Source organism: Arthrobacter bambusae, assembly GCF_030812595.1.
Lineage (GTDB): Bacteria > Actinomycetota > Actinomycetes > Actinomycetales > Micrococcaceae > Arthrobacter > Arthrobacter bambusae_B.
In genome coordinates, this window is record NZ_JAUSSZ010000004.1 from 193,629 (window position 1) to 214,408 (window position 20,780).

Here is a 20,780-nt window from a genome sequence, read left to right on the forward strand (position 1 = left end):
AGCTGGACGTCAGTCATGAATTCCCCCCGATGCCGGAGGGCTCGTCACTTTCAGTGGTAATTTCCCTCAGCTAGTGAATTTAATTCGGAGTTCCGGGGAATCGAGCGTCTTTTTGCCGTCAATTTCTCGCTGAATACGCGAATGACATAATTAAGTTTGGCGGGTTGAGTTCTGATATTGCAGCCCAAGCCAGCTTTGGCTGCGTTCCCCGCCCGTCTCGATACGAACGCGTTGTTCCCCGATGAAAGTGATTTGCTTGATGAAAATCAAAGCCCTGAAGTGGTTCTCTGCCGTCCCCGTGGCTGCAGTTCTCGCCGTCTCGCTTGCCGCCTGCGGCGGCGGAGCCGCCAGCACCGGCAGCGCCTCGCCGACCGACGCCCTCCAAGGCAGCGACCAGAAGACGCTGGACAAGTACACCACCAAGGACGTTACTCCGCTGGACAAGATCGACAAGTCCAAGCTGGGTCTCATCACCGACGGAACCCTGCGCGTCGGCACCCTCTCTGACGCGCCGCCTAACATTTTCATCGACCCCTCGGGCAAGTTCACCGGCTATGACAATGAGCTCCTGCGCGCCGTAGGCGCCAAGCTGGGCCTCAAGGTCGAATTCGCCTCCACCGACTTCTCCGCGCTGCTCTCCCAGGTCAAGAACAAGCAGTTCGACGTCGGATCCTCCTCGATCTCCACCACGGACAAGCGCCGCGAGACGGTCGGCTTCACCAATGGCTACGACTTCGGCTACATGGCCGTCGTGACCAAGACCGACTCCAAGGTCAAGGGCTTCGCGGACCTCAAGGCCGACACCCGCATCGGCGTGGTCCAGGGCACGGTCCAGGACGACTACGTCACCAACACCCTCAAGCTGGAGCCTGTCCGCTTCCCCGACTACAACACGGTTTACGCCAACGTGAAGAGCGGCCAGGTTGACGCCTGGGTCGCCCCGTCCCAGCAGGCAACGGGACAGGTCAAGGACGGCGACAACACCAAGATCGCCGAAAAGGTCGTCAACACGCAGAACTTCACCGCCTGGGCCGTGAACAAGGACAACCAGCCCCTGATCGACGCCCTCAACTCCGGCCTTGACGCCGTGATCGCAGACGGCACCTGGACCAAGCTGACGGCCGAGTGGTACAAGGACCGCCCCACCACGGCGGAGCAGACACCGCAGGGCTGGAAGCCGGGTAGCAAGGCCGTCCAGATCCCGGCCAAGTAACCTAGGCGTTCCATGGATCTCCAGGAAATCCTCAAGCAACTCGGCGAGACCTTCCTCGATTGGAAGGCGATAGGCGAAGTCATCCCCAAGATGTTCGCGGTGGGCTTGCCGAACACCCTCGTCCTGGCCATCGCGTCCGGCGTCATCGGAACTGTGCTCGGCATGGTTCTCGCCCTGATGGGGATCTCCCGGAATCCGGTGGCCCGGTGGATAGCGCGTGTGTACACCGATATCCTGCGCGGGCTGCCGCCCGTCCTCACCATACTCGTGATTGGCCTTGGCTTCGGCCCGATCATCCGGCAGCTGAGCGGCTCCACGAGCCCGTACCCGCTCGCCGTCGCGGCGCTCTCCCTGATGTCGGCAGCGTACATCGGCGAGATCTTCCGCTCCGGTATCCAGAGCGTCGACAAGGGTCAGCTTGAGGCAACCCGTGCCTTGGGGTTCGGCTACGGCCCTGCCATGCGGCTGGTGGTCGTTCCCCAGGGCGTCCGGCGGGTTCTGCCGGCCCTGGTCAACCAGTTCATTGCGTTGATCAAAGAGTCGTCACTGGTCTTCGTCCTGGGCCTGCTGGCCTCGGAGCGCGAGATCTTCCAGATCGGCAAGGATGCGGCCTCCACCAGCGGGAACCTGTCGCCTTATGTAGCGGCGGCAATCTTCTACTTGGCGCTGACCATTCCGTTGACGCATTTCGTGAACTGGATTGACCGCCGCCTGAGGACCGGACGGCCGGAGAAGAAAGAACCCGACGAGGCAGCTGCCGTCGTCGGGAAGGGAGCCCAAGCATGAGCGAGTTCGTTTCAGGAACCCTGACTGCGAAGAACATCCACCTGTCCTTCGGGTCCAACCGTGTCCTGCGCGGCATCGACCTGCACGTCGAGAAGGGCACCACGGCTTCCGTGATCGGCCCTTCCGGTTCGGGGAAATCCACGCTCCTGCGGGTCATGAACCGGCTGATCGAACCCGAACAGGGCGACATTTTGCTCGATGGCCGTTCGGTGCTCAAGGACAATCCGGATGAACTGCGCCGGCGGATCGGGATGGTTTTCCAGCAGTTCAACCTGTTCCCGCACAAGACAGTCGCGGAAAATGTCTCGCTCGCACTCCGGAAACTCCGCGGCATGTCCAAGGAGCAGGCGCGGGAGGATGCACTGGCCCAACTGGACCTCGTGGGACTCAAGCACAAGGCGGACGCCCGGCCGGCCAATCTTTCCGGCGGCCAGCAGCAGCGGGTGGCCATTGCCCGCGCGCTTGCCATGAAGCCAGAGGTCATGTTCTTCGACGAGGCAACATCGGCCTTGGACCCTGAGCTGGTCAAGGGCGTGCTCGCGCTCATGACGGATCTGGCTAAGGGCGGAATGACCATGGTGGTGGTAACCCACGAAATGGGCTTCTCGAGGAACGTTTCCGACACCGTGACGTTCATGGATGGCGGCGTCGTCGTCGAGACCGGATCGCCGGAACAACTCTTTACCGAGCCCCGCACCGAGCGCCTGAAGGGCTTTCTTTCGGACGTGCTCTAGCGCAGGCGCTAGGAAATCCCCGGCTTCCGGACTCCGGAAGCCGGGGATTTTTCGTGCCGGGCTACTTCCCGGCTTTCACTCGAAGAACAGTCAATGCCGCGGCATCCACTGATTTGCGGAAGCCAGGATCGCTCTGCGCCCGCTGCAGGACATGGGCGTACATTGCGGGAACTGAAGCAGGGTCTGCGCACAGGACCATGGTTCCGCCCGCGCCGATGAAATTCGTTGCCCTGTCCCCCACGCTCCATGGTGAAAGTTGCACGGCGTTGCACAAGTCATCGGACACGATGATCCCGGTGAATCCCGCGTCCGTCCGCAACATAGTGCGCATGATTATGGATGAAAACGGCGCCACGTGGTCCGGATCGATCTTGTCGTAGTAGGCGTTGGAAATCATGACCCACCGCAGTCCGGCGTCGATCGCAGCCTTGAACGGCATCAGGTAAGGATCCGTGCGGGTTGTTTCGGTGTCGTGGACATTCGCGCTGACGTCAGTGTTCAGGCTTACACGCCCCATTCCCGGAAAGTGCTTGGCCACCGGGGCCACCCCGGCGTCCCGCAGTCCGGCCGCCATGGCGATCCCGTGTGCGGACACAGTAGCCGGGGTGAAACCGTATTCGCGCTTGAACGCACCAATGGGCTTATTCGAGGAAGCAAACTCGGGGCCGGGAACCGTATCCAGTACAGGCCCCAGATCAACGTTCACTCCGGCCTGCAGGAGCTCGGACCCCCAGTTCCGGGCGTCGGCGCGTAGTTGATCGGGATTCACGTTGCCCTGGTCCAAGGCCGCAGGAAGGGGCGAGAACCCCGGTCCGTTGAGGACTTGGACGGCGCCGCCTTCTTGATCGGTCCCGACGGACAGCGGCAACCCACTGCTTGAGGCCGGGGAAATGGCCGCCCTCAGTCTTGCCACGACTGATGCCGTCCCCGCAACCCCCGCCTGGCTGCGACCGGCCAGGTAGATGTTGCCCACGTGGTTGTTCAAGAGATCAGCCACGGTGCCCGCATCGCTTCCGTCAGCCTTGGCTGCCACCATGAACAACTGACCGACCCTTTGTTCCAGGGTCAGGTCCGCGAGCCGTTGTTCCGGCGTCGGGTGGGGAGGCGGGGGTAGCTCAGGCCGGGGCTGCCCAGAAGAAGCAGCCGGCGATCCAGCCGGCGGGGACGTGGGAACCTCCGGCATGGGAGCGGCCTGTGGGGTACCTGACGCCCGGGAGGGGCCGCCAGCGGCCCTGACCGCTGGGTCAGGGGTGTCGGCATGCGCAATTCCGGTAAATGCCCCCGCCATCAGGGCGAAGAGAATGAGCAGTGAAATTCTGGACGGCTTGAGCAGAAGAATCATCGCCTTGTCGACTCGATCGTTGCCCACAGCCTGCTCCCGCTCCAGGAGGCGCGTCTAGGGAGCAGGCTGTGAACATCGGAAATGCGCCGTTACACGGCGGTGGCTTCAGCGGCCGCCTTGGCTGCCGCGGGCAGCGCATCGAAGATCCGGTTCATGGCGGCGTCGTCATGGGCAGCGGACAGGAACCAGGCTTCGAAGACCGACGGCGGCAGGTAGACGCCGGAGTCCAGCATGGAGTGGAAGAACGGCGCATAACGGAAGGCCTCTTGGGCCTGCGCGTCGGCGTAGTTGTGGACGCCGCTGGCCGAAGTGCCGAAGGCCACGGAGAAGAGGTTCCCCGCGCGCTGGATCGAGTGGTCTACTCCGGCTGCGTCCAGCGCGGATGAGAGCGCTGCCGAGAGTTCCAGCGAGCGGGCATCCACAAAGCTGTAGACCTCCGGGGTCGCGAGTGTCAGCGTGGCAACGCCGGCGGCCATCGCCACCGGGTTCCCGGACAAGGTTCCGGCCTGGTACACCGGGCCCACGGGCGCGAGGTAATCCATGACGTCGGCGCGGCCGCCGAGTGCCGCCGTCGGCATGCCTCCGCCGATGACTTTGCCGAAGGTCAGCAAGTCGGGCATCCAGCCTTCCTGGGCGCCGGTGAGGCCCCAATAGCCCGCGTAGCCGGTGCGGAAGCCCGTGAGCACCTCGTCCAGGATCAACAGCGCACCGTGCTCGCGGGTGATGCGGGACAGCCCTTCGTTGAAGCCTTCGTTCGGCGTGACGACGCCCATGTTCGCAGGTGCGGCTTCGGTGATGACGGCCGCGATGTTGTTGCCGTGGGCAGCGAATGCGGCCTCCACCGCGCCGAGGTCGTTGTACGGCAGGACGAGGGTTTCAGCAGCGGCAGCTTCAGTGACCCCGGCGGAGCCGGGCAGCGCCATGGTCGCAAGTCCCGAGCCGGCCGCGGCGAGGAGCCCATCGAGGTGGCCGTGGTAGCAGCCGGCGAACTTCACGATCAGGTTGCGGCCAGTGAAACCGCGGGCCAAGCGTACGGCGGTCATGGTGGCCTCGGTGCCCGTGGACACCATGCGGATCCGTTCGACGGCGGACACGCGCTCCTTGACGATCGCTGCAAGGTTTGCCTCGTCGGGCGTGGAAGCGCCGAAGGACAAGCCGCGGTCGACGGCGGCATGGACGGCTTCGAGCACGGCAGGGTGCGCATGCCCCAGCAGCGCCGGACCCCATGAGCAGACGAGATCGACGTATTCGCGGCCATCCGCATCGGTCAGGTAGGGACCCTGCGCCGAAACCATGAACTTCGGGGTGCCGCCGACGGATCCGAAGGCGCGCACCGGCGAGTTGACGCCGCCGGGCATCAGGGAACGGGCGCGGTCGAAGAGGAGGTCGGATGCAGGGGTGTTTGAAGTCATGGTGTCCATTCTTTCAGGGATTGGAGGTGGTTCAGGCGTGTTCAGTCGCCGGCGAGCAGCTCAGAGACCAAGGGCGCCACCAAAGTGCCGAAGAGTTCGATGCAACGCATCATGGATTCGTGGGGCAGCGTCCCGTTGCTGTATTTGAGGTCGAAACGGTCAACGCCGAGGTTCTGCTTGAGCAAGACGATCTTCCGGGCGACCGTTTCCGGGGAGCCGACATAGAGGGCCCCGGTGGGTCCGCACATGGCGTCGAACTCTCCCCTGGTTGCCGGTCCCCAACCGCGTTCGGCGCCGATGCGGTTGCGCTGGGCCAGCCAATGCGGGAAGAGCTCCTCCCGCGCCTGCTCATCGGTTGGAGCAACATAGCCGGGCGAGTGCGTGGCGATCTGCTGCATGGGGTGTCCGTATTTCCCCATGGCCTCGCGATAGAGCTCCACGAGCGGCGCAAAGCGGTGCGGTTCCCCGCCGATGATGGCGAAGATGATCGGATAGCCGTACTGGGCGCAACGCAGCACCGACTCAGGCGTACCGCCCACCCCGATCCACGTTGGAAGCAAATGGTGTTCCAGCGGTGGAAAGACGCTCATTCCGTGCACGTTTGGCCTGGTGCGGCCTTCCCAATGCACGGGTTTCTGGGCCCGGACCTTGTCGAAGAGTTCCAGCTTTTCCTCGAACAAGACTTCGTAGTCCGCCAGGTCGAGCCCGAACAGGGGGAATGATTCCACGAAGGAACCGCGGCCCAACATCACTTCCGCACGACCATTGGAGAGCGCGTCAACGGTGGAGAATCGTTGGAAAACCCTGATGGGGTCATCGGAGCTGAGCACAGTGACCGCCGAACCGAGCTTGATCTGCGATGTCCGTGCCGCCGCGGCAGCGAGGAACACCTCCGGCGCAGAGACAGCGAAGTCACGCCGGTGGTGCTCCCCCACCCCGAAGGCATGAAGCCCGACGGCGTCCGCCAGTTCCGCTTCCGCCAGCAGCTCCCGCAATACCCGGGCGTGCGGTTTCGGGTTGCCGTCGACGTCCACCCCGGCGTCACCGAACGTGTTCAGTCCGAGGAGGATCTTCCCGGGACCGACCGGAGCCGTGGGAGTGGAAGCCGGATCGCTCATCAGGACTCCTTGAGCCAGCGGGCAAGCTCGGACGCCCAGTACGTCAGCACCATGTCGGCGCCTGCCCGTTTGATGCCGAGCACGGATTCTGTGATGGCGCCGCGGCGGTCGATCCAGCCGTTCGCGGCAGCCGCTTCGATCATGGCGTATTCACCGGAGATTTGGTAGGCCGCCACGGGAACCGGGCTCATGGCGGCGACGTCGGCCAGGATATCGAGGTAGCTCATGGCGGGCTTGACCATCACCATGTCCGCGCCCTCTTCGAGGTCGAGTTCCACCTCGATGATGGCCTCGCGGCGGTTCGACGCGTCCATCTGGTAGGTGCGGCGGTCGCCTTTGAGCTGCGAATCAACGGCCTCGCGGAAGGGCCCGTAGAAGGCGGAGGCGTACTTGGCCGCATAGGCCAAGAGCGCGGTGTTCCGGTGTCCCGCTGCTTCCAGCGCTTGCCGGATGACGGCGATCTGGCCATCCATCATGCCGGATGGCCCCAGGACGTGGGCACCGGCGTCGGCCTGCGCCACAGCCATCTGTGCATAGATTTCCAAGGTCGCGTCGTTGTCCACATAGCCGTTGGCGTCGAGGACACCGCAATGGCCGTGGTCCGTGAATTCGTCCAGGCATACGTCGCCCATGACCACGAGGTCATCGCCCACCTCGGCGCGGACGTCCCGGATGGCCTTGTTCAACACGCCGTCGGGATCCAGGGACGCCGTGCCACGGGCATCGCGGACCTCGGGGACACCGAAAAGCATGATGCCGCTGACACCGAGTTCCACGGCTTCTGCAGCCGCGCGCTTGAGCGAGTCGGTGGTGTGCTGCACAACTCCGGGCATGGAGCTGATCGGGGCCGGCTCGCTGAGTCCTTCGCGAATGAAGGCCGGCAGGATGAGGTCCGCCGGGGCCAGGCGGTGTTCGGCGGTCATGCGTCGCATGGCGGGTGTGGTGCGGAGCCGGCGGGGCCGGTGGTTTGGAAAGCTCAACTTTCGTTCCCTTCGGTTGCGAATACGGTGCGTAGGGCGGCCACGATGCCGGCGGGTGTGGGTTCCTTGGCGGTTGCCGCCACCGGAAGTCCGAGCGCGGCAGCCTCTGCCGCCGTCGAGCGCCCGATCGCGATGAAGCGGCAGTCTTCCAGCGGTGCCAGCGAAGCCTGGATGCGGCGGGCCGCGCTGGGCGAGGCTGCGACGACGGCGTGGAGGCGGCCGCGGGCAAGTTCGGCCCTTGCGGCTTCCGGGGTGAGCTGCGGCGCCCCGGATCCGTCCCCGGGTTGCCAGCCGTTCGCCGCTGCAAGGGTGGCAGTCAGACGCCGCTCGGCAACCGCCGGGTAATCCACGGTGTGGTAAGCCGTTACTGCCTGGACCACTGCGCCCTTGGCTTCGATCCCTGCCGCCAACACGTCGTCGGCGATGTCCGCTTGCGGCAAGAATACGCTGGCCGGGCCTGCGGGCCAGACCGAGACCAGTCCGGCGGCCGACTGGACATCGTCCGGCGCGAGGTCCACGGGGATGCCTTCCGCTTCGAGGACTCTCCGGCTCGACGGCCCGATCGTCGCAACCCTGACTGACTCAGGAATAATTCCCCTCAAGTCCAAGCGGCGCTCGGCTGCTTTTTCCTTCAGGGCGCGCACGGTAGTGATGCTGCTGACCACCAGCCAGCCATACGCTCCCGCGCGCAGCGCGTCCAATGCGACCTCGAGGGAATGCTGGTCGCGGGCACGCTCGAAGTCGATCAAGGGCAACAGGAGCGGCTCCGCACCTGCTCCGCGCAGGGCGTTGACAAGCGGGGCCGCACGATCCGGGCTGCGCGTCACAAGGACCCGGGCGCCTTCCAGTGCCCGGGCTTCCCCCGACTTCACTGCGCTGTGCCGTCCCATGGTCTCCTGTTGGCTCCGGTTATCGGGAAGCGGCAAGATCTGTGATGTCCGCAGCGCCTGCGGCAAGCAGGAGCTCGGCGACTTCGATGCCCAGCAAGGTGGCGCCCACCTCAGTGAGTCCGTCGGTGGCCTTTTTCTCGCGCACGGACTTGCTCCCATCCACGGCGCAGACAACGGCTTCCAGGTACAGCATGCTGCCCTTGCGGTAAGCGTAGGCTCCCACGGGCGCGGCACAGCCGGCTTCCAGCCGTGCCAGCACGGCGCGCTCGGCGGTGACCGCCAGCCGGGTGTCTTCATCGTTCAAAGCGGCCAAGGCCTGGGCGAGTACACCTTGGGAACCCTCGGCCGGTCCGGGCTGTCCGGGTGCGTCAGCCGTGCGGCACTCGATCGCGAGTGAACCCTGTCCGGGGGCAGGAAGCATGACGTCGGTCCCAAAGAACTCTGTCACGACGTCGAGCCTGCTGATCCGTTCCAGGCCCGCCGCGGCGAGCACGACGGCGTCAAGGTCGCCGCTCTTTCCGGGAACCAGCGCTTCGGGCGCATTGCCGGCGAGCCCGGGAACGCGGCCCAGCCGGGTGTCCACATTGCCGCGGATGTCCACCACGTCGAGATCCGGACGGGCGGCGCGCAGCTGGGCAGCGCGGCGCGGCGATCCGGTGCCGACCTTTGCGCCGGCCGGAAGGTCCGCCAACTTGAGCCCGTCACGGGCGCACAAAGCATCGCGGACGTCGACGCGTTTGGGCGTTGCGGCAATCGTGAGTCCCGGTGCCGCACCTGTCGGGAGGTCCTTCAGCGAGTGCACAGCCACGTCGCACGCGTTCTCCAACAACGCGTCGCGGAGGGCGGCGACGAATACTCCGGTGCCGCCCATCTGGGACAGGGAACCCGTCCGGACATCCCCTTCGGTCTTGATGTGCACCAGTTCAACGGGAAAACCGCCGACGGCGGCCAGCTGGTCCGCTGCCTGCTGGCTCTGGGTGAGGGCGAGCTTGCTCGCCCTGGTACCGATCCGAACGGTCATTTCGCGCTGTCTCCTACGGGGTAGGCATCATGTCCGGTGCCGACCGTGGTGTCCGCACCCGCAATCGTGGGCTTCTCTCCGCGGAAGTTGGCGCAGCAGCCCGGACGGCAAATGTCATACCAAGGCCCCAGCCCGGTCATGGCGGGGCGATCGGCGATGTTGTTCTCCACTGTCCGCTCACAGATGAGGTCCACCAAGCCGGAAACGAACTTGCGGTGGGTTCCCGGGGTGGGCACCCGGGTCGCGGCGAGCCCGAGGTTCTTGCACGTTTCGAGGGCCTCGGTGTCGAGGTCCCAGGCGACTTCCATGTGGTCGGAGACGAAGCCAAGGGGAACGATCACGACGCCTTTTATCCCCTGCCCGGCCAGTTCCTCAATGGCATCGTTGATGTCCGGCTCAAGCCACGGGACATGCGGGGCGCCCGAGCGGGACTGGTACACCAAGGACCACGGCGCGGTGAGCCCGGATTCGGCTTCGACTCGCCGAACCACCTCGGCGCCGGCGGCCAAGTGTTGGGCCACATATGCCGAGCCCTGCTCGAACTCGCGGGGCTCGGCGTCCGAGCGCCCTGCGGCTTCGGCGTCACGGGTCGGAATGGAGTGCGTTGCAAACAGGATGTGGACCGGGGCGTCCTGGAGGCCGGCCGCTGCCAGTTTCCCCTTGACCTCGGCAAGTCCTGCAGCCGTTCCTTCCACGAAGGGTTCGACGAAGCCTGGGTGGTCGAAGTACTGGCGGACCTTGTCCACCTCGAGTTTGCCGTCAAGGCCGGTTTCCGTCAGCGCGATGCCGATGTCCTCGCGGTATTGCCGGCAGCTGGAGTAGCAGGAGTAGGCACTGGTGGTGACCATCAGCAGCTTGCGGTGGCCCGCGTCGTAGGCGTCCTGGAGAGTCTGCGGAATGTAGGGATCCCAGTTGCGGTTTCCCCACAGCACAGGCAGGCTGATGCCCCGGGCTGCGAGTTCCGCCTCGATGGCAGCCTTCAGGTTCCTGTTTTGCTCGTTGATGGGGCTGATGCCGCCAAACGCGCGGTAGTGGTGGGACACCTCTTCCAGACGCTCGTCCGGGATGCCGCGGCCACGGGTGACATTGCGCAGGAAGGGAATGACGTCGTCCTGGCCCTCGGGGCCGCCGAAGGAGGCGAGGAGGACGGCGTCGTACTCCTTGGGAGCCATGCGTCCGGCCTCGGTGACGTCATTGACCTCGGTGAGGCTGGCCGGCCCGGTGGAGTGGCGGCCGCTCACGCGAGAACCTCGGCGATCTCGGCGGCGGTGACGCGGCGGCCGGTGTAGAACGGGATTTCCTCGCGCACGTGGTTGCGGGCATCGGTGGCACGCAGGTGGCGCATGAGGTCCACCAGGTCAACGAGCTCGGGTGCTTCCAATCCGAGGATCCATTCCCAGTCCCCCAAAGCGAAGGAGGATACGGTGTTGGAGATGACCTGGGGGAAGTCGCGGCCCAGCATGCCGTGATCGCGCAGCATCTTTCCACGCTCTTCGGCGGGCAGGATGTACCACTCGTAGGAGCGGACGAACGGGTAAACGCACAGCCAGGTGCTGGGCTCGACGCCGCGGGCGTAGGCCGGGACGTGGTTCTTGGCGAATTCGGCTTCGCGGTGGACGCCCATGGCGGACCAGACAATCTCGGTGCCTGCGAACAGGGCGCTGCGGCGGATGTCACGGACGGCCTGCTGCAGGGCCTCGGGCTTGGCTCCGTGGAGCCACACCATGATGTCGGCGTCGGAGCGCATCGCGGAGACATCGTAGCTTCCACGAAGGACAACGCCGTCCTCGGAAAGCTTGGCAGCCAGCTGCTCGAAATCCTGGACAGCGTCGGCGCTGCGCATGACATCGCCCGACCGCTTGAACACGGTCCACAGCGTGAAGAACTGCTCTTCGGATTCGGCAGTTTTAGTGACAGATTCGGCGGAAGTGTGGCTCATGGTACAAGTCTGCCCCGTGGATGCCGCTAAGTCGAAATGCACCACTTCTACAATGCGTAGAAGTGGTGCATTTCACAAGATCGCGCCGATTTGCGCGGAAGTGTCGGCGACCACCGCAGCCAGGCCGTTTCCGGCGAGCCAGCCACCCACAACAGACAAGCCTTCGGCTTCGGCGCAGATACGGCGCACCTCGGCGACGCGCTGTTTGTGACCGACTGCGGCGAACGGCAGGGCGCCCGCCCAACGGACAACATCCCAATCGAGCACGTCTTCACGCACAATAGGAACGGTCAGCAAGGTCGAGGCATCGCGGAGCGCAGCCTCAAACAGGGCATCATCGTCTTGCACGGCGACGGATCGTGCGGCCGCTGATTCACGGGCGTCCACACCCTCGCCCCGCCCGTAGGACAAGCGCAGCACGTGCGTGCCGGGGCCGGCCTCTTCCGCCAGCCAGTCCCACTTTGCCGTGGCATGGGTGAGCGCTTTCGCCTCGATCCCCTCGGTTTGAGGCGCCACGAGAATACCTGTGCCGCGGGGACGCCGGTCCAGTTCGGGCACGTCCACCACCAAGGTCACCAGGCTCACCATGGGTCCCGCGGCGGGACGCAGCGCGGACAATTCCGGAATCCCCACCTCGAGCAGCCCGATGGCGGCCGGACCGTCGAGCGCCACCACCAGCCGTCCGGCGTCGTACGTTTTGCCCGCAGCAGTGGCTTGCCAGCCGTTAACGGTGCGGGCGATCGAATCCACGTGCGCGCCGGAAACGAGGGCGACGCCCTGCGAACGCAGCTCCGCGACGATGGCGGAGACAAGGGTGTTCATTCCGCCTATCAAGCCGCCGACGGCGGATCCCGCTTTCGCAGTCCCGCTACTGTTTTCGCTCGAAGCCGGCCGTGGAGCGGCCTTGCGTTGGCTGGCTACCGCCGCCGCCAACGAACCCTGCTGACGCAGTGCCGCACGCAGGCCCGGGGCCACCATGTCGACGTCGAGGAGCCCTGGATCTGCGGAGTGCACCCCTCCGACGACGGGTGCCACGAGTCGTTCGAGCACCCGCTTGCCCATCCGCGCCCGGACCAATGAGGAGACGCTGGCGACCTTGGCGGAGGTGCCCAGCGATGCGGGCAGGTAGCGGTCAAGCGAGGCCCGCAAGGACCCTGCGAAGCCCAAGGAACGCCGGACCTCGGGGTCCCAGGGGTTCGCCGGAATTCCGAGTACTCCGGTTTTGGGCAGTTCCTGCGGGCCGTCGGGCAACTGAACCCAGGCACCTCCGGGATGGGGCGCGACGATGTTGCCTCCGAGCCCGAGATCGCGGGCCAGATCGGCCACCGCGGTGGAGCGCGTCGCGAAGGACTCCGCTCCGCTGTCCAGCGTGAGGCCGCCAACAATGTGGCTTCCCACGCAACCGCCCCACGCATCGCTCGCTTCGAGCACCGTAACCGCGAATCCCGCCGTGGCCAGTCCCCGTGCCGCGAGCAGGCCGGACATGCCGCCGCCAACGACGACGGCGGCCGGGCCGGCAGATGAATCTGCGGGAATTACGTGTTCGGGCTGTGCGTGTTCGGACTTTGCGTGTGCCCCGCGCATGCTCGCTAACCTGCCGGGATCGAGTGGATGAGTTCCACTACCCGGGTCAGGACAGCGGGGTCCGTTTCGGGCGGCACGCCGTGGCCGAGGTTCAGGACGTGGCCCGGGGCCGCGGAACCGGCCTCGATGACCGCGCGCACATGGGCCTCCAGGACTTCCCAAGGGGCCGAAAGAAGGGCGGGATCGATGTTGCCCTGCAAGGGCACCGTGCCACCCAGTCGCCGGTTTGCCTCGTCAAGCGGCAGCCGGTAGTCGACGCCTACGACATCCACGCCGACGTCGCGCATCGCGACAAGCAACTCGGACGTTCCAGTTCCGAAGTGGACCAGCGGCGCGCCAAGCTGGCGGACGTGGTCAAGGGCGCGGGTCGAGGCGGGGGCGACGTACTTGGCGTAGTCGGCCAGGCCAAGGGATCCGGCCCAGGAGTCGAACAGTTGCCCTGCGGAGGCACCTGCTTCCAATTGCGCCCGCAGGAACATGCCGGAGGCGTCGGCTGCCCAGTTGGCGAGGGCGGTCCAGGTTTCCGGATCTGCGTGCATCATGGTGCGCGGACCGAGGTGATCGCGGGACGGCTTGCCTTCCACCATGTACGCGGCGAGCGTGAACGGTGCACCGGCGAAGCCGATCAGGGGCGTCGTCCCGAGCTCGGCCACCGTCAGGCGCACGGCCTCGCGGATCGGTTCGAGCGCTTCCCACGTCAACTGCGGCAAGGCGGCTACGTCCGCGGCGGTGCGGACAGGCCTGTCCAGGACGGGACCGACGCCGGGGACGATGTCCACGCCGACGCCTGCCAACTTGAGGGGGATGACGATGTCGGAAAAGAAGATGGCTGCATCGACGTCGTGGCGGCGAACCGGCTGCAATGTGATCTCGGAAGCGAGCTCGGGACGCAGGCAAGAGTCCAGCATCGCCACGCCTTCACGGACTTTGAGGTATTCCGGCAATGAGCGGCCGGCCTGTCGCATGAACCACACAGGGCGGCGGGACGGCTTGCCTCCGCGGTAAGCCTGGATCAGCGGGGAGTCTGCGGTGCGGCCATCCATCAGCGGGTGGCCTGCGTCAAGGCCCGAGGCGGCGGTGCCGGAAATGTCGTCGGCCGACACGGAATGAGGCAGTGCGGAACTGGAAGTCATGCCTTTGATTGTGCCGAAAATCGGTGTCAAAAGATAACGACAGCCTGTCCCCCGTTTTGCAGGGTGACGGCCGTCACTACCGGCAGTGCGGAGAAGCACTGGCTCGCATTGTTCTACATGGCGCCGAAAAAGCTATGATTGCTTTGCTGTGGTTCTTTTCTCATTGGTGGCTACACACGCCGACATCGATCTCGAGACCGTCGCTCAATTGAGCAACGGTTCATCTGAGGTTGCCTCGTCCGCTTTGGCCGATTCCCAACTTGTTTCCGGCGCCGTGGTCCTGGCCACCTGCAACCGCTACGAAATCTACGGCGAAACGCCGCATGTCGAGAACCTCGAAGCCGCCCGTTCGGCGCTCGTCACGCAGATCAGTGGCCTGAGCGGACTCAACGAGCAACTCGTTTCGCGCGCCTTCAGCACCCGTACCGGCCCTGAGGTCAGCAAACACCTCTTCGCCGTCAGCTCCGGACTGGACTCCGCCGTCGTCGGCGAACGCGAAATTGCCGGCCAAGTGCGCCGCGCCCTCATCACCGCACAGCACGAGGGAACCGCGAGCCCGGGCCTGGTCCGCTTGTTCCAGGCCGCTTCCAAGACGGCCAAGGACGTCGGGGCACAGACCGCCCTCGGCTCGAGGGGCATGTCGATCGTTTCAGTGGCACTGGACCTGGCCACCGATCTCTCTGAGAATCCCGACTGGAGCACCAAGAAGGTAGTTGTCTTCGGGACCGGGGCGTACGCCGGAGCCACCATGTCGCTGCTACGCGATCGCGGCTGCACCGACGTCTCCGTTTACTCGTCGTCCGGCCGGGCCGAGACTTTCGTGGCGACGCGCGGCGGAACCGCGCTCGACGCCGAAACCCTTCCCGCCGCCGTCGCCGCCGCCGACGTCATGATCGGTTGCAGCGGATCGGACACCCGCGTCGAGGCCGCAGAGCTCGCGAAGGTTCGCGCGTTGTCCCCCCAAACGCTCATCGCGATCGACCTCGCGCTCACCCATGACTTCGACCCGGCAGTGGGCGAGCTCGACGGCGTCGAACTCCTGACGCTCGAATCCGTACGGCTCGCAGCACCCCAGGAACAAGCGGAGTCGCTGGCACAGGCGAGCACTATTGTTTCCGGTGCGGCAGAGGCGTTCGAGCAGGAGCGCGAGGCGCGGTCCGTCGATTCGGCCATTGTCGCGCTGCGTCGGCACACCATGAACGTGCTCGACGCCGAGATGGAGAAAGTCCGGGCCCGGCACGGCTGCACCGCTGCGGCCGAAGAGGTTGAGTTCGCGCTCCGCCGCATGGTCAAGCAATTGCTCCACATCCCCACCGTCCGCGCACGCGAACTCGCTGCCAATGGGCAGCAAGACGATTATGTGGCAGCCCTTGAGGCCCTGTATGGCATCCAGGTGGAGCAGCCGGCTGCGCCACCCGCAGCCGCCTGCCCCGTCGACCACCAACAGCTACCCCAGCAGGCTGAAAGCGCCTAGCACCCGCTACCCTGTCTTCTGCGCACCTGCCCGGGATCCGCTGCCCACTCCCACCCCGAGCATGCCCACCCCTGACCACCAGCACTGGACATAACAGCAATATGTCCAACCCTGAGAACCAACGAGGGGCATGTCCAATTTCGTGACACTCAACCGCCGCCGAGCATGCCCACCCCTGACCACCAGCACTGGACATAACAGCAATATGTCCAGCCCTGAGAACCAACGAGGGGCATGTCCCTTGGTGGCGGGCGCGGAACCGCGTAGTCCTATGCGAAGGCGTTGACGCCCGTCATTTCCGCAGACACTGCCCATAGCCTTGTTGCTGCTTCGGGATCCACCGCGTGCGCATCCACTCCCTGGTACCGGGCGAGCGGCGAGGCGGGGTCGGTGGGCTTGGCGATATCGCAGTCTTCGCAATACACCCCGCCCATGCCTTCCAATGCCGGCGACGTCGCTGCCCATGTGGACGTGGCAGCTCCCTGTTCCGGAGTCTTGAAACCCTCCCGCACGTTGCCCGCGTCGTCCATCCAGCCCGCCGCGACCATCTCTTCGCGGGGCAGGTAGCGCTGGAGCTCGGTCATGATGCCGCCGGGGTGGACGGCGAACGCCCGCACCCCCGAGGAGCGGCCCAGGCGGTCAAGCTCGACGGCGAACAGCGCGTTGGCCGTCTTTGCCTGGCCGTAAGCCTTCCATTTGTCGTAGCCGTTCTCGAAATTGATGTCCTCGAAACGGATGGGCGAGAGTTTGTGCCCGGTGGAGGACAAGGACACGACGCGGGCCGACCCGGCAGCAGCCAGGGCGGGCCACAGAGAGTTGGCAAGCGTGAAGTGGCCCAAGTGGTTGGTGGCGAACTGGGATTCCCAGCCCGGACCCACGCGTTGTTCCGGGCTGGCCATGATGGCCGCATTGTTGACCAGGATGTCCAGGGTCGGGTTCGATGCCAGGAAGCATGCCGAGAAATCCTTCACCCCGTCCTGGTCGGCCAGGTCCAAGGCCTCCACGGTTACTTGCTCAGGCCCCAGCCCGGCCGCGGCGAGGACTTCCTTCGCGTGCTCGGGTCGCCGGGCGGGCACCGTGACCCGGGCTCCGGCAGAGGACAGGGCCCGCACCGTTTCCAGGCCCAGCCCGGAGTAGCCACCCGTGACAACAGCTGTCTTGCCGCGCAGATCCACTCCCGCCACAACGTCCGATGCCGAGGAGCCGTGGCCGAAACCCGATCCGATGGGGTGTTGCGGTGTAGTCATGGATTCCTCGCTCATATCAGGCCCTTTCGTGCGTATCGTTGTTGAGGTTTCAGTAAACCGGCTTGCCCGGCTCGACGTCGCGCACCCACGCCAGGATCCCGCCGTCGAGGTGGCTGACGCGGGTGTAGCCGGCACGCTGGGCTGCCGCGAGCACCGCCGCGGAACGGGTGCCGCCCTTGCAGTGGAACACGATCTCCTTGTCTTGCGGCAGTTCCGTCCAGGCCTCCCCCGCCAGGATGCGTCCCTGCGGGATGAGCACCGAACCGTCGATGCTCACAATCTCGTGTTCGCCGATCTCGCGGACATCCACCAGTTCAAAGTCGCGTTCCCCCGCCGCGCGGGCATCGAGCATTCCGGACAGTTCGGTGGCCGTGACGGTAGGAACCGAGTCGCCTGGGGGCGCCGGGGTGATGCCGCAGAAAGCTTCGTAGTCGGTCAATTCGGTAATCGCTTGGGCTTCCGGGTCTTTCGAAACCTTGATTTCACGCCAGCTGCCGCCGAGCGCGTCAAAGAGCGCCACGCGCCCCAGCATGGAGCGCCCGACGCCGGTGATCAGCTTGACTGCCTCCGTCACCATGAGCGAGCCGACAGCGGCGCACAGCATGCCGAACACTCCACCTTCGCCGCAGGAGGGGACCGAACCGGCAGGAGGGGCCTCCGGGTAGAGATCGCGGTAGCTGGGTCCGTGCTTCTCCCAGAACACGCTGACCTGGCCGTCGAAGCGGAAGATCGATCCCCAGACGTACGGTTTGCCGAGAATCGCGGCAGCATCGTTGACGAGGTATCTGGTGGCAAAGTTGTCTGCGCCATCCAGGATGAGGTCATACCCCGAGAAAATCTCCAAAGCGTTGGAGGAGTCGAGGCGCACGTTGTGCAGTTGCACGTTGACGAGGGGATTGAGTTCCTTGATGGCGTCCCGTGCCGATTCGATTTTCGGCCGTCCCACATCGCCCACCCCGTGGATGATCTGGCGCTGCAGGTTGCTGAGGTCGACGTCGTCGTCGTCCACGATTCCGAGGGTCCCCACCCCGGCCGCGGCGAGGTACAGCAACGCCGGAGAGCCGAGTCCGCCTGCCCCGATCACAAGGACTTTCGCATTCTTGAGCCGACGCTGACCGGCCGCTCCGATTTCGGGAATAATGAGGTGGCGCGAGTACCGTTCCACTTCTTCGGTGGTCAGTTCCGCGGCCGGTTCCACGAGTGGCGGCAGTGCGGAAGAGGGAGAGCGCGGCGACGTTTGGGCGGCAAAAAGAGTGGCCATACTCCAAAGTATGCCTGCCGCTGCCGCCCGGTCATATTACTGCACAGTATTGTGGTCATAACTGCAAAGGAAAGGCGGCAGACAAGTGGCTGAGAGCGCACGAATCAAACACGAGGCAGAGGTCAGGCAAGAGGCCAAGCAGGATCGGGCCGCTTCGCCACGTTCGGCCAGGCTGCCACGCGATGAGCGCCGGGCCCAGCTCTTGAATGCCGCTTTGGAAGTCTTCGTGGCCAACGGCTTCCATGGTGCTGCCATGGACGAAATCGCCGAGACTGCCCATGTCAGCAAGCCTGTGCTGTATCAACACTTCCCGTCCAAGCGGGAGCTCTACATGGCCCTCCTCGACAGCCACCTGGCCACGCTCACGGAACTGATGCTCACGGCGCTTAACTCGACATCGGACAACAAGGAACGCGTCCAGGCCGTCATGCGCGCCTACTACCGTTTCATTGCGGCCGACGACCAAGCGCACCGGCTCGTCTTCGAATCCGATCTCATCAATGATCCGGACGTCAGCTCGCGGCTGGAGACTTTCAACCGCACCTTCGCCGACGCGGTCGCGAAGGTCATCGCCGAAGACACCAAGTTGCCCCCGCTGGAGGCCCAGCTGCTGGGCCGCGGCCTGGCCGGAATGGCGCAGGTCAGCGCCCGCTATTGGCTCGAAACCGACGGCGATTTGGACCTCGATGTAGCCAGCGATCTGATCTACCGTTTAGCTTGGCGCGGAATCAGTCGCTTCCCGAAAGAGTCCTAGACTACAAATAGAGGACTAAGTAATTTCTTGATTGGCTGGGAGGCCCCCCTGTGGAAGTAAAGATCGGCATTCAGAACGTTGGCCGTGAGATCGCGCTTGAGTCCGCTCTCGATGCCGAGTCTGTTGCCAAGATCGTGAGCGAGGCCATCGCCAACGGCACGGACCTGCGCTTGACCGACGAAAAGGGGCGCCAGGTGATCGTTCCCGGCAACGTCCTCGGATACGTGGAAATCGGCGCTGAGGAAGTTCGTCGGGTCGGCTTCGGCGCTCTGTAAGCTTTCACCCCAGAACACCAGCGAGCGAGGAGTCCGCATGCTCTCACTTGTCATCGTGGCGCTAGCCACCATCGCCTCAGGATTCGTCGTCTGGGGAACGGACAAACACCGTGGCACGTACGGAATCACCCTCCCCGCTGGCGTTTCCGTGGCCGTCGCCATGCTGAGTTGGATGATCTTCATCCAACTTGGCTTTGGCTACCTGCCTGGCGTTACATGGATCCCTTGGGTCGCGCCCATCATCCTGGGCACGGCGGCGGCCGTGGCGGCCTCGTACGTCCTGGGCCGGCGTCGGACCCGGCACGACATCGCCCAGTTGACCGCGGCCTTGCGGCTCTAGCGACTTGCGGCCCTAGCGACTTGCGGCCCTAACATCTTGCGGCTCTAGCGAGCCGTCCAGTCGAGCAGTTCAGTTCAGGGCATGGCTTCGGGTTCAGCCACTGCCCCGATGTGCGCGGCTGCCTCGCCAGCGCTCATGGCCGCCCGGACGTCACGCCGCGTTACCCCACTCCCGGCGTCATGGGAGGTGTACCGGATGAGCACCCGATTGTACCGCCAGTCCAGGTCCGGGTGGTGCTTCTGCTGTTCGGCGATGCGACCGACCGCAGCGATCAGTTCCAGTGCGGCGGAGGACGTCGGGCATTTGTAGACGGTGACGAGGCTTCCCTGGCGGAAGCGCCAGTCCGGCAGCTCCGCCAAGGCATCGTCGATCGCGGATCCCTTAAGAATGTCATCCTTGCCGGCCATCGGTGGCTCCTTCACGGACGTGGATTCTTCGCAGGACCCTCCCAAACAGCCAGCGTTAGCCGCTAGAGGAACTCAGCCCGGCCTTCCATGGCCGAGGATGCCAGCGCATGTTCCCGGCGTGGAATGCGGCCTGCCTGCTTCGCCAGCCTACCGGCGATGACAGCGTGTTTGAAGGCCTCCCCCATCTGCACCGGGTTCTGCGCACGGGTCACCGCCGTAGCCAGCAGCACGGCGTCGCAGCCGAGCTCCATGGCAAGCGCGGCATCGGACGCGGTGCCGATGCCGGCGTCGAGCACCACCGGCACCGAAGCGCGGGACACAATCAGCTCGATGTTGTGGGGATTCAGGATGCCCAATCCCGTGCCGATGGGCGCGCCCAAGGGCATCACCGCTGCGGCGCCGAGGTTTTCCAATCGAAGCGCCAGCACGGGGTCGTCGTTGGTGTAGGCGAAAACCTTGAAGCCGCGGTCCACGAGTTTCTCCGTTGCATCCACCAACTCCACGGCGTCGGGCAACAGCGTCTGTTCGTCGGCGATGACCTCGAGCTTCACCCAATCGGTCTCCAAGGCTTCCCGGGCAAGCTCGGCCGTCAGGACAGCATCCTTGGCGGTGAAACAGCCGGCGGTATTGGGCAGGACCCGGATGCCATGGTCAACGAGCAACTGGAACAGCGAGCCTGTTTCCGCGGGTGAGTAGCGCCGCATGGCGACGGTGGTGAGTTCGGTGCCGGAGGCCAGCAGGGCCGCGCCAAGGCCGTCAAGGCTCGGGGCTCCGCCGGTCCCCATGATCAGGCGCGAGCCGAACTCGACACCGTCGATCACCAAGGCGTCGGTCTGGGTGCTTGCTGTTTGGGTGCTTGCAGTAGTCACG

Annotated in this window: 21 protein-coding genes; 7 read left to right on the forward strand and 14 right to left on the reverse strand. The window is 65.1% G+C overall.

All coding sequences use genetic code 11. The annotated features are described in order from the left end of the window. The first annotated feature begins 259 nt into the window (after positions 1–259). The 3 genes from J2S96_RS08025 to J2S96_RS08035 are packed head-to-tail and all read left to right on the forward strand — an operon-like array spanning position 260 to position 2,733. Entirely contained in the window at positions 260–1,213 is a 954-nt protein-coding gene (locus J2S96_RS08025) for an ABC transporter substrate-binding protein (protein WP_306861609.1), read from the forward strand. A gap of 12 nt (positions 1,214–1,225) precedes the next feature. Continuing rightward, the gene (locus J2S96_RS08030; protein WP_306861610.1) at positions 1,226–1,999 is read left to right on the forward strand and encodes an amino acid ABC transporter permease; all 774 of its coding nucleotides are present in this window, start codon (positions 1,226–1,228) and stop codon (positions 1,997–1,999) included. Next, the gene (locus tag J2S96_RS08035) at positions 1,996–2,733 is read left to right on the forward strand and encodes an amino acid ABC transporter ATP-binding protein (protein ID WP_306861611.1); all 738 of its coding nucleotides are present in this window, start codon (positions 1,996–1,998) and stop codon (positions 2,731–2,733) included. Before J2S96_RS08030 ends, J2S96_RS08035 begins: the two co-directional genes overlap by 4 nt. A 61-nt stretch (positions 2,734–2,794) precedes the next feature. On the opposite strand, the gene J2S96_RS08040 is transcribed toward J2S96_RS08035, so the two are convergent. From J2S96_RS08040 to hemE, 10 genes are all read right to left on the reverse strand, one after another. Beyond that, complete coding sequence (locus J2S96_RS08040) at positions 2,795–4,102, reverse strand: glycoside hydrolase family 3 N-terminal domain-containing protein (protein ID WP_306861612.1); 1,308 nt, start codon at positions 4,100–4,102, stop codon at positions 2,795–2,797. A 62-nt stretch (positions 4,103–4,164) separates the two neighbouring features. Next, complete coding sequence (gene hemL, locus J2S96_RS08045) at positions 4,165–5,487, reverse strand: glutamate-1-semialdehyde 2,1-aminomutase (protein WP_306861613.1); 1,323 nt, start codon at positions 5,485–5,487, stop codon at positions 4,165–4,167. Between the two features lie 41 nt (positions 5,488–5,528). Continuing rightward, positions 5,529–6,605 (reverse strand): LLM class flavin-dependent oxidoreductase, encoded by a 1,077-nt coding sequence (locus tag J2S96_RS08050; protein ID WP_306861614.1) that lies wholly within the window; start codon positions 6,603–6,605, stop codon positions 5,529–5,531. Then, positions 6,605–7,585, reverse strand: coding sequence for a porphobilinogen synthase (gene hemB, locus J2S96_RS08055; RefSeq protein ID WP_306861615.1), 981 nt, complete (start codon positions 7,583–7,585; stop codon positions 6,605–6,607). Before hemB ends, J2S96_RS08050 begins: the two co-directional genes overlap by 1 nt. Continuing rightward, the gene (locus tag J2S96_RS08060) at positions 7,582–8,475 is read right to left on the reverse strand and encodes a uroporphyrinogen-III synthase (RefSeq protein ID WP_306861616.1); all 894 of its coding nucleotides are present in this window, start codon (positions 8,473–8,475) and stop codon (positions 7,582–7,584) included. The genes hemB and J2S96_RS08060 overlap by 4 nt, the downstream gene beginning before the upstream one ends. 19 nt (positions 8,476–8,494) lie before the next feature. Continuing rightward, positions 8,495–9,496: a hydroxymethylbilane synthase gene (gene hemC, locus J2S96_RS08065; protein WP_306861617.1), complete on the reverse strand. Its 1,002-nt coding sequence runs from the start codon at positions 9,494–9,496 to the stop codon at positions 8,495–8,497. Further along, a complete protein-coding gene (locus J2S96_RS08070) occupies positions 9,493–10,668 on the reverse strand; it encodes a ferrochelatase (protein ID WP_306861774.1) in 1,176 nt (391 codons plus the stop codon). Before J2S96_RS08070 ends, hemC begins: the two co-directional genes overlap by 4 nt. A gap of 65 nt (positions 10,669–10,733) precedes the next feature. Continuing rightward, positions 10,734–11,435, reverse strand: coding sequence for a hydrogen peroxide-dependent heme synthase (gene hemQ, locus J2S96_RS08075; RefSeq protein WP_306861618.1), 702 nt, complete (start codon positions 11,433–11,435; stop codon positions 10,734–10,736). 72 nt (positions 11,436–11,507) lie between these two features. Beyond that, entirely contained in the window at positions 11,508–13,019 is a 1,512-nt protein-coding gene (gene hemG / locus J2S96_RS08080; RefSeq protein WP_306861619.1) for a protoporphyrinogen oxidase, read from the reverse strand. Positions 13,020–13,024: 5 nt separating this feature from the next. Continuing rightward, the gene (hemE, locus tag J2S96_RS08085; RefSeq protein WP_306861621.1) at positions 13,025–14,152 is read right to left on the reverse strand and encodes a uroporphyrinogen decarboxylase; all 1,128 of its coding nucleotides are present in this window, start codon (positions 14,150–14,152) and stop codon (positions 13,025–13,027) included. 148 nt (positions 14,153–14,300) lie between these two features. On the opposite strand from hemE, the gene J2S96_RS08090 reads away from it, so the two are divergent. Beyond that, positions 14,301–15,626, forward strand: coding sequence for a glutamyl-tRNA reductase (locus J2S96_RS08090; protein WP_306861623.1), 1,326 nt, complete (start codon positions 14,301–14,303; stop codon positions 15,624–15,626). A 269-nt stretch (positions 15,627–15,895) separates the two neighbouring features. Here J2S96_RS08090 and J2S96_RS08095 read toward each other — a convergent pair whose 3' ends face one another. Then, complete coding sequence (locus J2S96_RS08095; RefSeq protein ID WP_306861624.1) at positions 15,896–16,873, reverse strand: SDR family NAD(P)-dependent oxidoreductase; 978 nt, start codon at positions 16,871–16,873, stop codon at positions 15,896–15,898. Positions 16,874–16,922: 49 nt separating this feature from the next. Next, positions 16,923–18,134: a molybdopterin-synthase adenylyltransferase MoeB gene (gene moeB, locus J2S96_RS08100; protein WP_306861626.1), complete on the reverse strand. Its 1,212-nt coding sequence runs from the start codon at positions 18,132–18,134 to the stop codon at positions 16,923–16,925. A gap of 85 nt (positions 18,135–18,219) precedes the next feature. Here moeB and J2S96_RS08105 point away from each other — a divergent pair, with 85 nt between their 5' ends. From J2S96_RS08105 to J2S96_RS08115, 3 genes are read left to right on the forward strand one after another with little or no spacing between them, the layout of a single operon-like run. Next, positions 18,220–18,888, forward strand: coding sequence for a TetR/AcrR family transcriptional regulator (locus J2S96_RS08105; RefSeq protein WP_370873043.1), 669 nt, complete (start codon positions 18,220–18,222; stop codon positions 18,886–18,888). A 50-nt stretch (positions 18,889–18,938) separates the two neighbouring features. Further along, a complete protein-coding gene (locus J2S96_RS08110; RefSeq protein ID WP_306861628.1) occupies positions 18,939–19,163 on the forward strand; it encodes a DUF3107 domain-containing protein in 225 nt (74 codons plus the stop codon). A gap of 37 nt (positions 19,164–19,200) precedes the next feature. Then, entirely contained in the window at positions 19,201–19,503 is a 303-nt protein-coding gene (locus J2S96_RS08115) for a hypothetical protein (RefSeq protein WP_306861629.1), read from the forward strand. 74 nt (positions 19,504–19,577) lie between these two features. Here J2S96_RS08115 and J2S96_RS08120 read toward each other — a convergent pair whose 3' ends face one another. Beyond that, positions 19,578–19,910 carry a 4a-hydroxytetrahydrobiopterin dehydratase gene (locus tag J2S96_RS08120; RefSeq protein ID WP_306861631.1) on the reverse strand — a complete coding sequence of 111 codons (333 nt, stop codon included), beginning with the start codon at positions 19,908–19,910 and terminating at the stop codon, positions 19,578–19,580. 62 nt (positions 19,911–19,972) lie between these two features. Beyond that, positions 19,973–20,779, reverse strand: a complete 807-nt coding sequence (locus tag J2S96_RS08125; RefSeq protein WP_306861633.1) for a thiazole synthase — start codon at positions 20,777–20,779, stop codon at positions 19,973–19,975. Position 20,780: the final 1 nt, after the last annotated feature.

Bases quoted from the DNA above. Each gene is read 5' to 3' on its own strand.
- J2S96_RS08025 (WP_306861609.1), top strand. From the start codon at position 260: ATGAAAATCAAAGCCCTGAAGTGGTTCTCTGCCGTCCCCGTGGCTGCA.
- J2S96_RS08030 (WP_306861610.1), top strand. From the start codon at position 1,226: ATGGATCTCCAGGAAATCCTCAAGCAACTCGGCGAGACCTTCCTCGAT.
- J2S96_RS08035 (WP_306861611.1), top strand. From the start codon at position 1,996: ATGAGCGAGTTCGTTTCAGGAACCCTGACTGCGAAGAACATCCACCTG.
- hemL (WP_306861613.1), bottom strand. From the start codon at position 5,487: ATGACTTCAAACACCCCTGCATCCGACCTCCTCTTCGACCGCGCCCGT.
- J2S96_RS08050 (WP_306861614.1), bottom strand. From the start codon at position 6,605: ATGAGCGATCCGGCTTCCACTCCCACGGCTCCGGTCGGTCCCGGGAAG.
- J2S96_RS08060 (WP_306861616.1), bottom strand. From the start codon at position 8,475: ATGGGACGGCACAGCGCAGTGAAGTCGGGGGAAGCCCGGGCACTGGAA.
- hemC (WP_306861617.1), bottom strand. From the start codon at position 9,496: ATGACCGTTCGGATCGGTACCAGGGCGAGCAAGCTCGCCCTCACCCAG.
- J2S96_RS08070 (WP_306861774.1), bottom strand. From the start codon at position 10,668: ATGGCTCCCAAGGAGTACGACGCCGTCCTCCTCGCCTCCTTCGGCGGC.
- hemQ (WP_306861618.1), bottom strand. From the start codon at position 11,435: ATGAGCCACACTTCCGCCGAATCTGTCACTAAAACTGCCGAATCCGAA.
- hemG (WP_306861619.1), bottom strand. From the start codon at position 13,019: ATGCGCGGGGCACACGCAAAGTCCGAACACGCACAGCCCGAACACGTA.
- hemE (WP_306861621.1), bottom strand. From the start codon at position 14,152: ATGACTTCCAGTTCCGCACTGCCTCATTCCGTGTCGGCCGACGACATT.
- J2S96_RS08095 (WP_306861624.1), bottom strand. From the start codon at position 16,873: ATGACTACACCGCAACACCCCATCGGATCGGGTTTCGGCCACGGCTCC.
- moeB (WP_306861626.1), bottom strand. From the start codon at position 18,134: ATGGCCACTCTTTTTGCCGCCCAAACGTCGCCGCGCTCTCCCTCTTCC.
- J2S96_RS08115 (WP_306861629.1), top strand. From the start codon at position 19,201: ATGCTCTCACTTGTCATCGTGGCGCTAGCCACCATCGCCTCAGGATTC.
- J2S96_RS08120 (WP_306861631.1), bottom strand. From the start codon at position 19,910: ATGGCCGGCAAGGATGACATTCTTAAGGGATCCGCGATCGACGATGCC.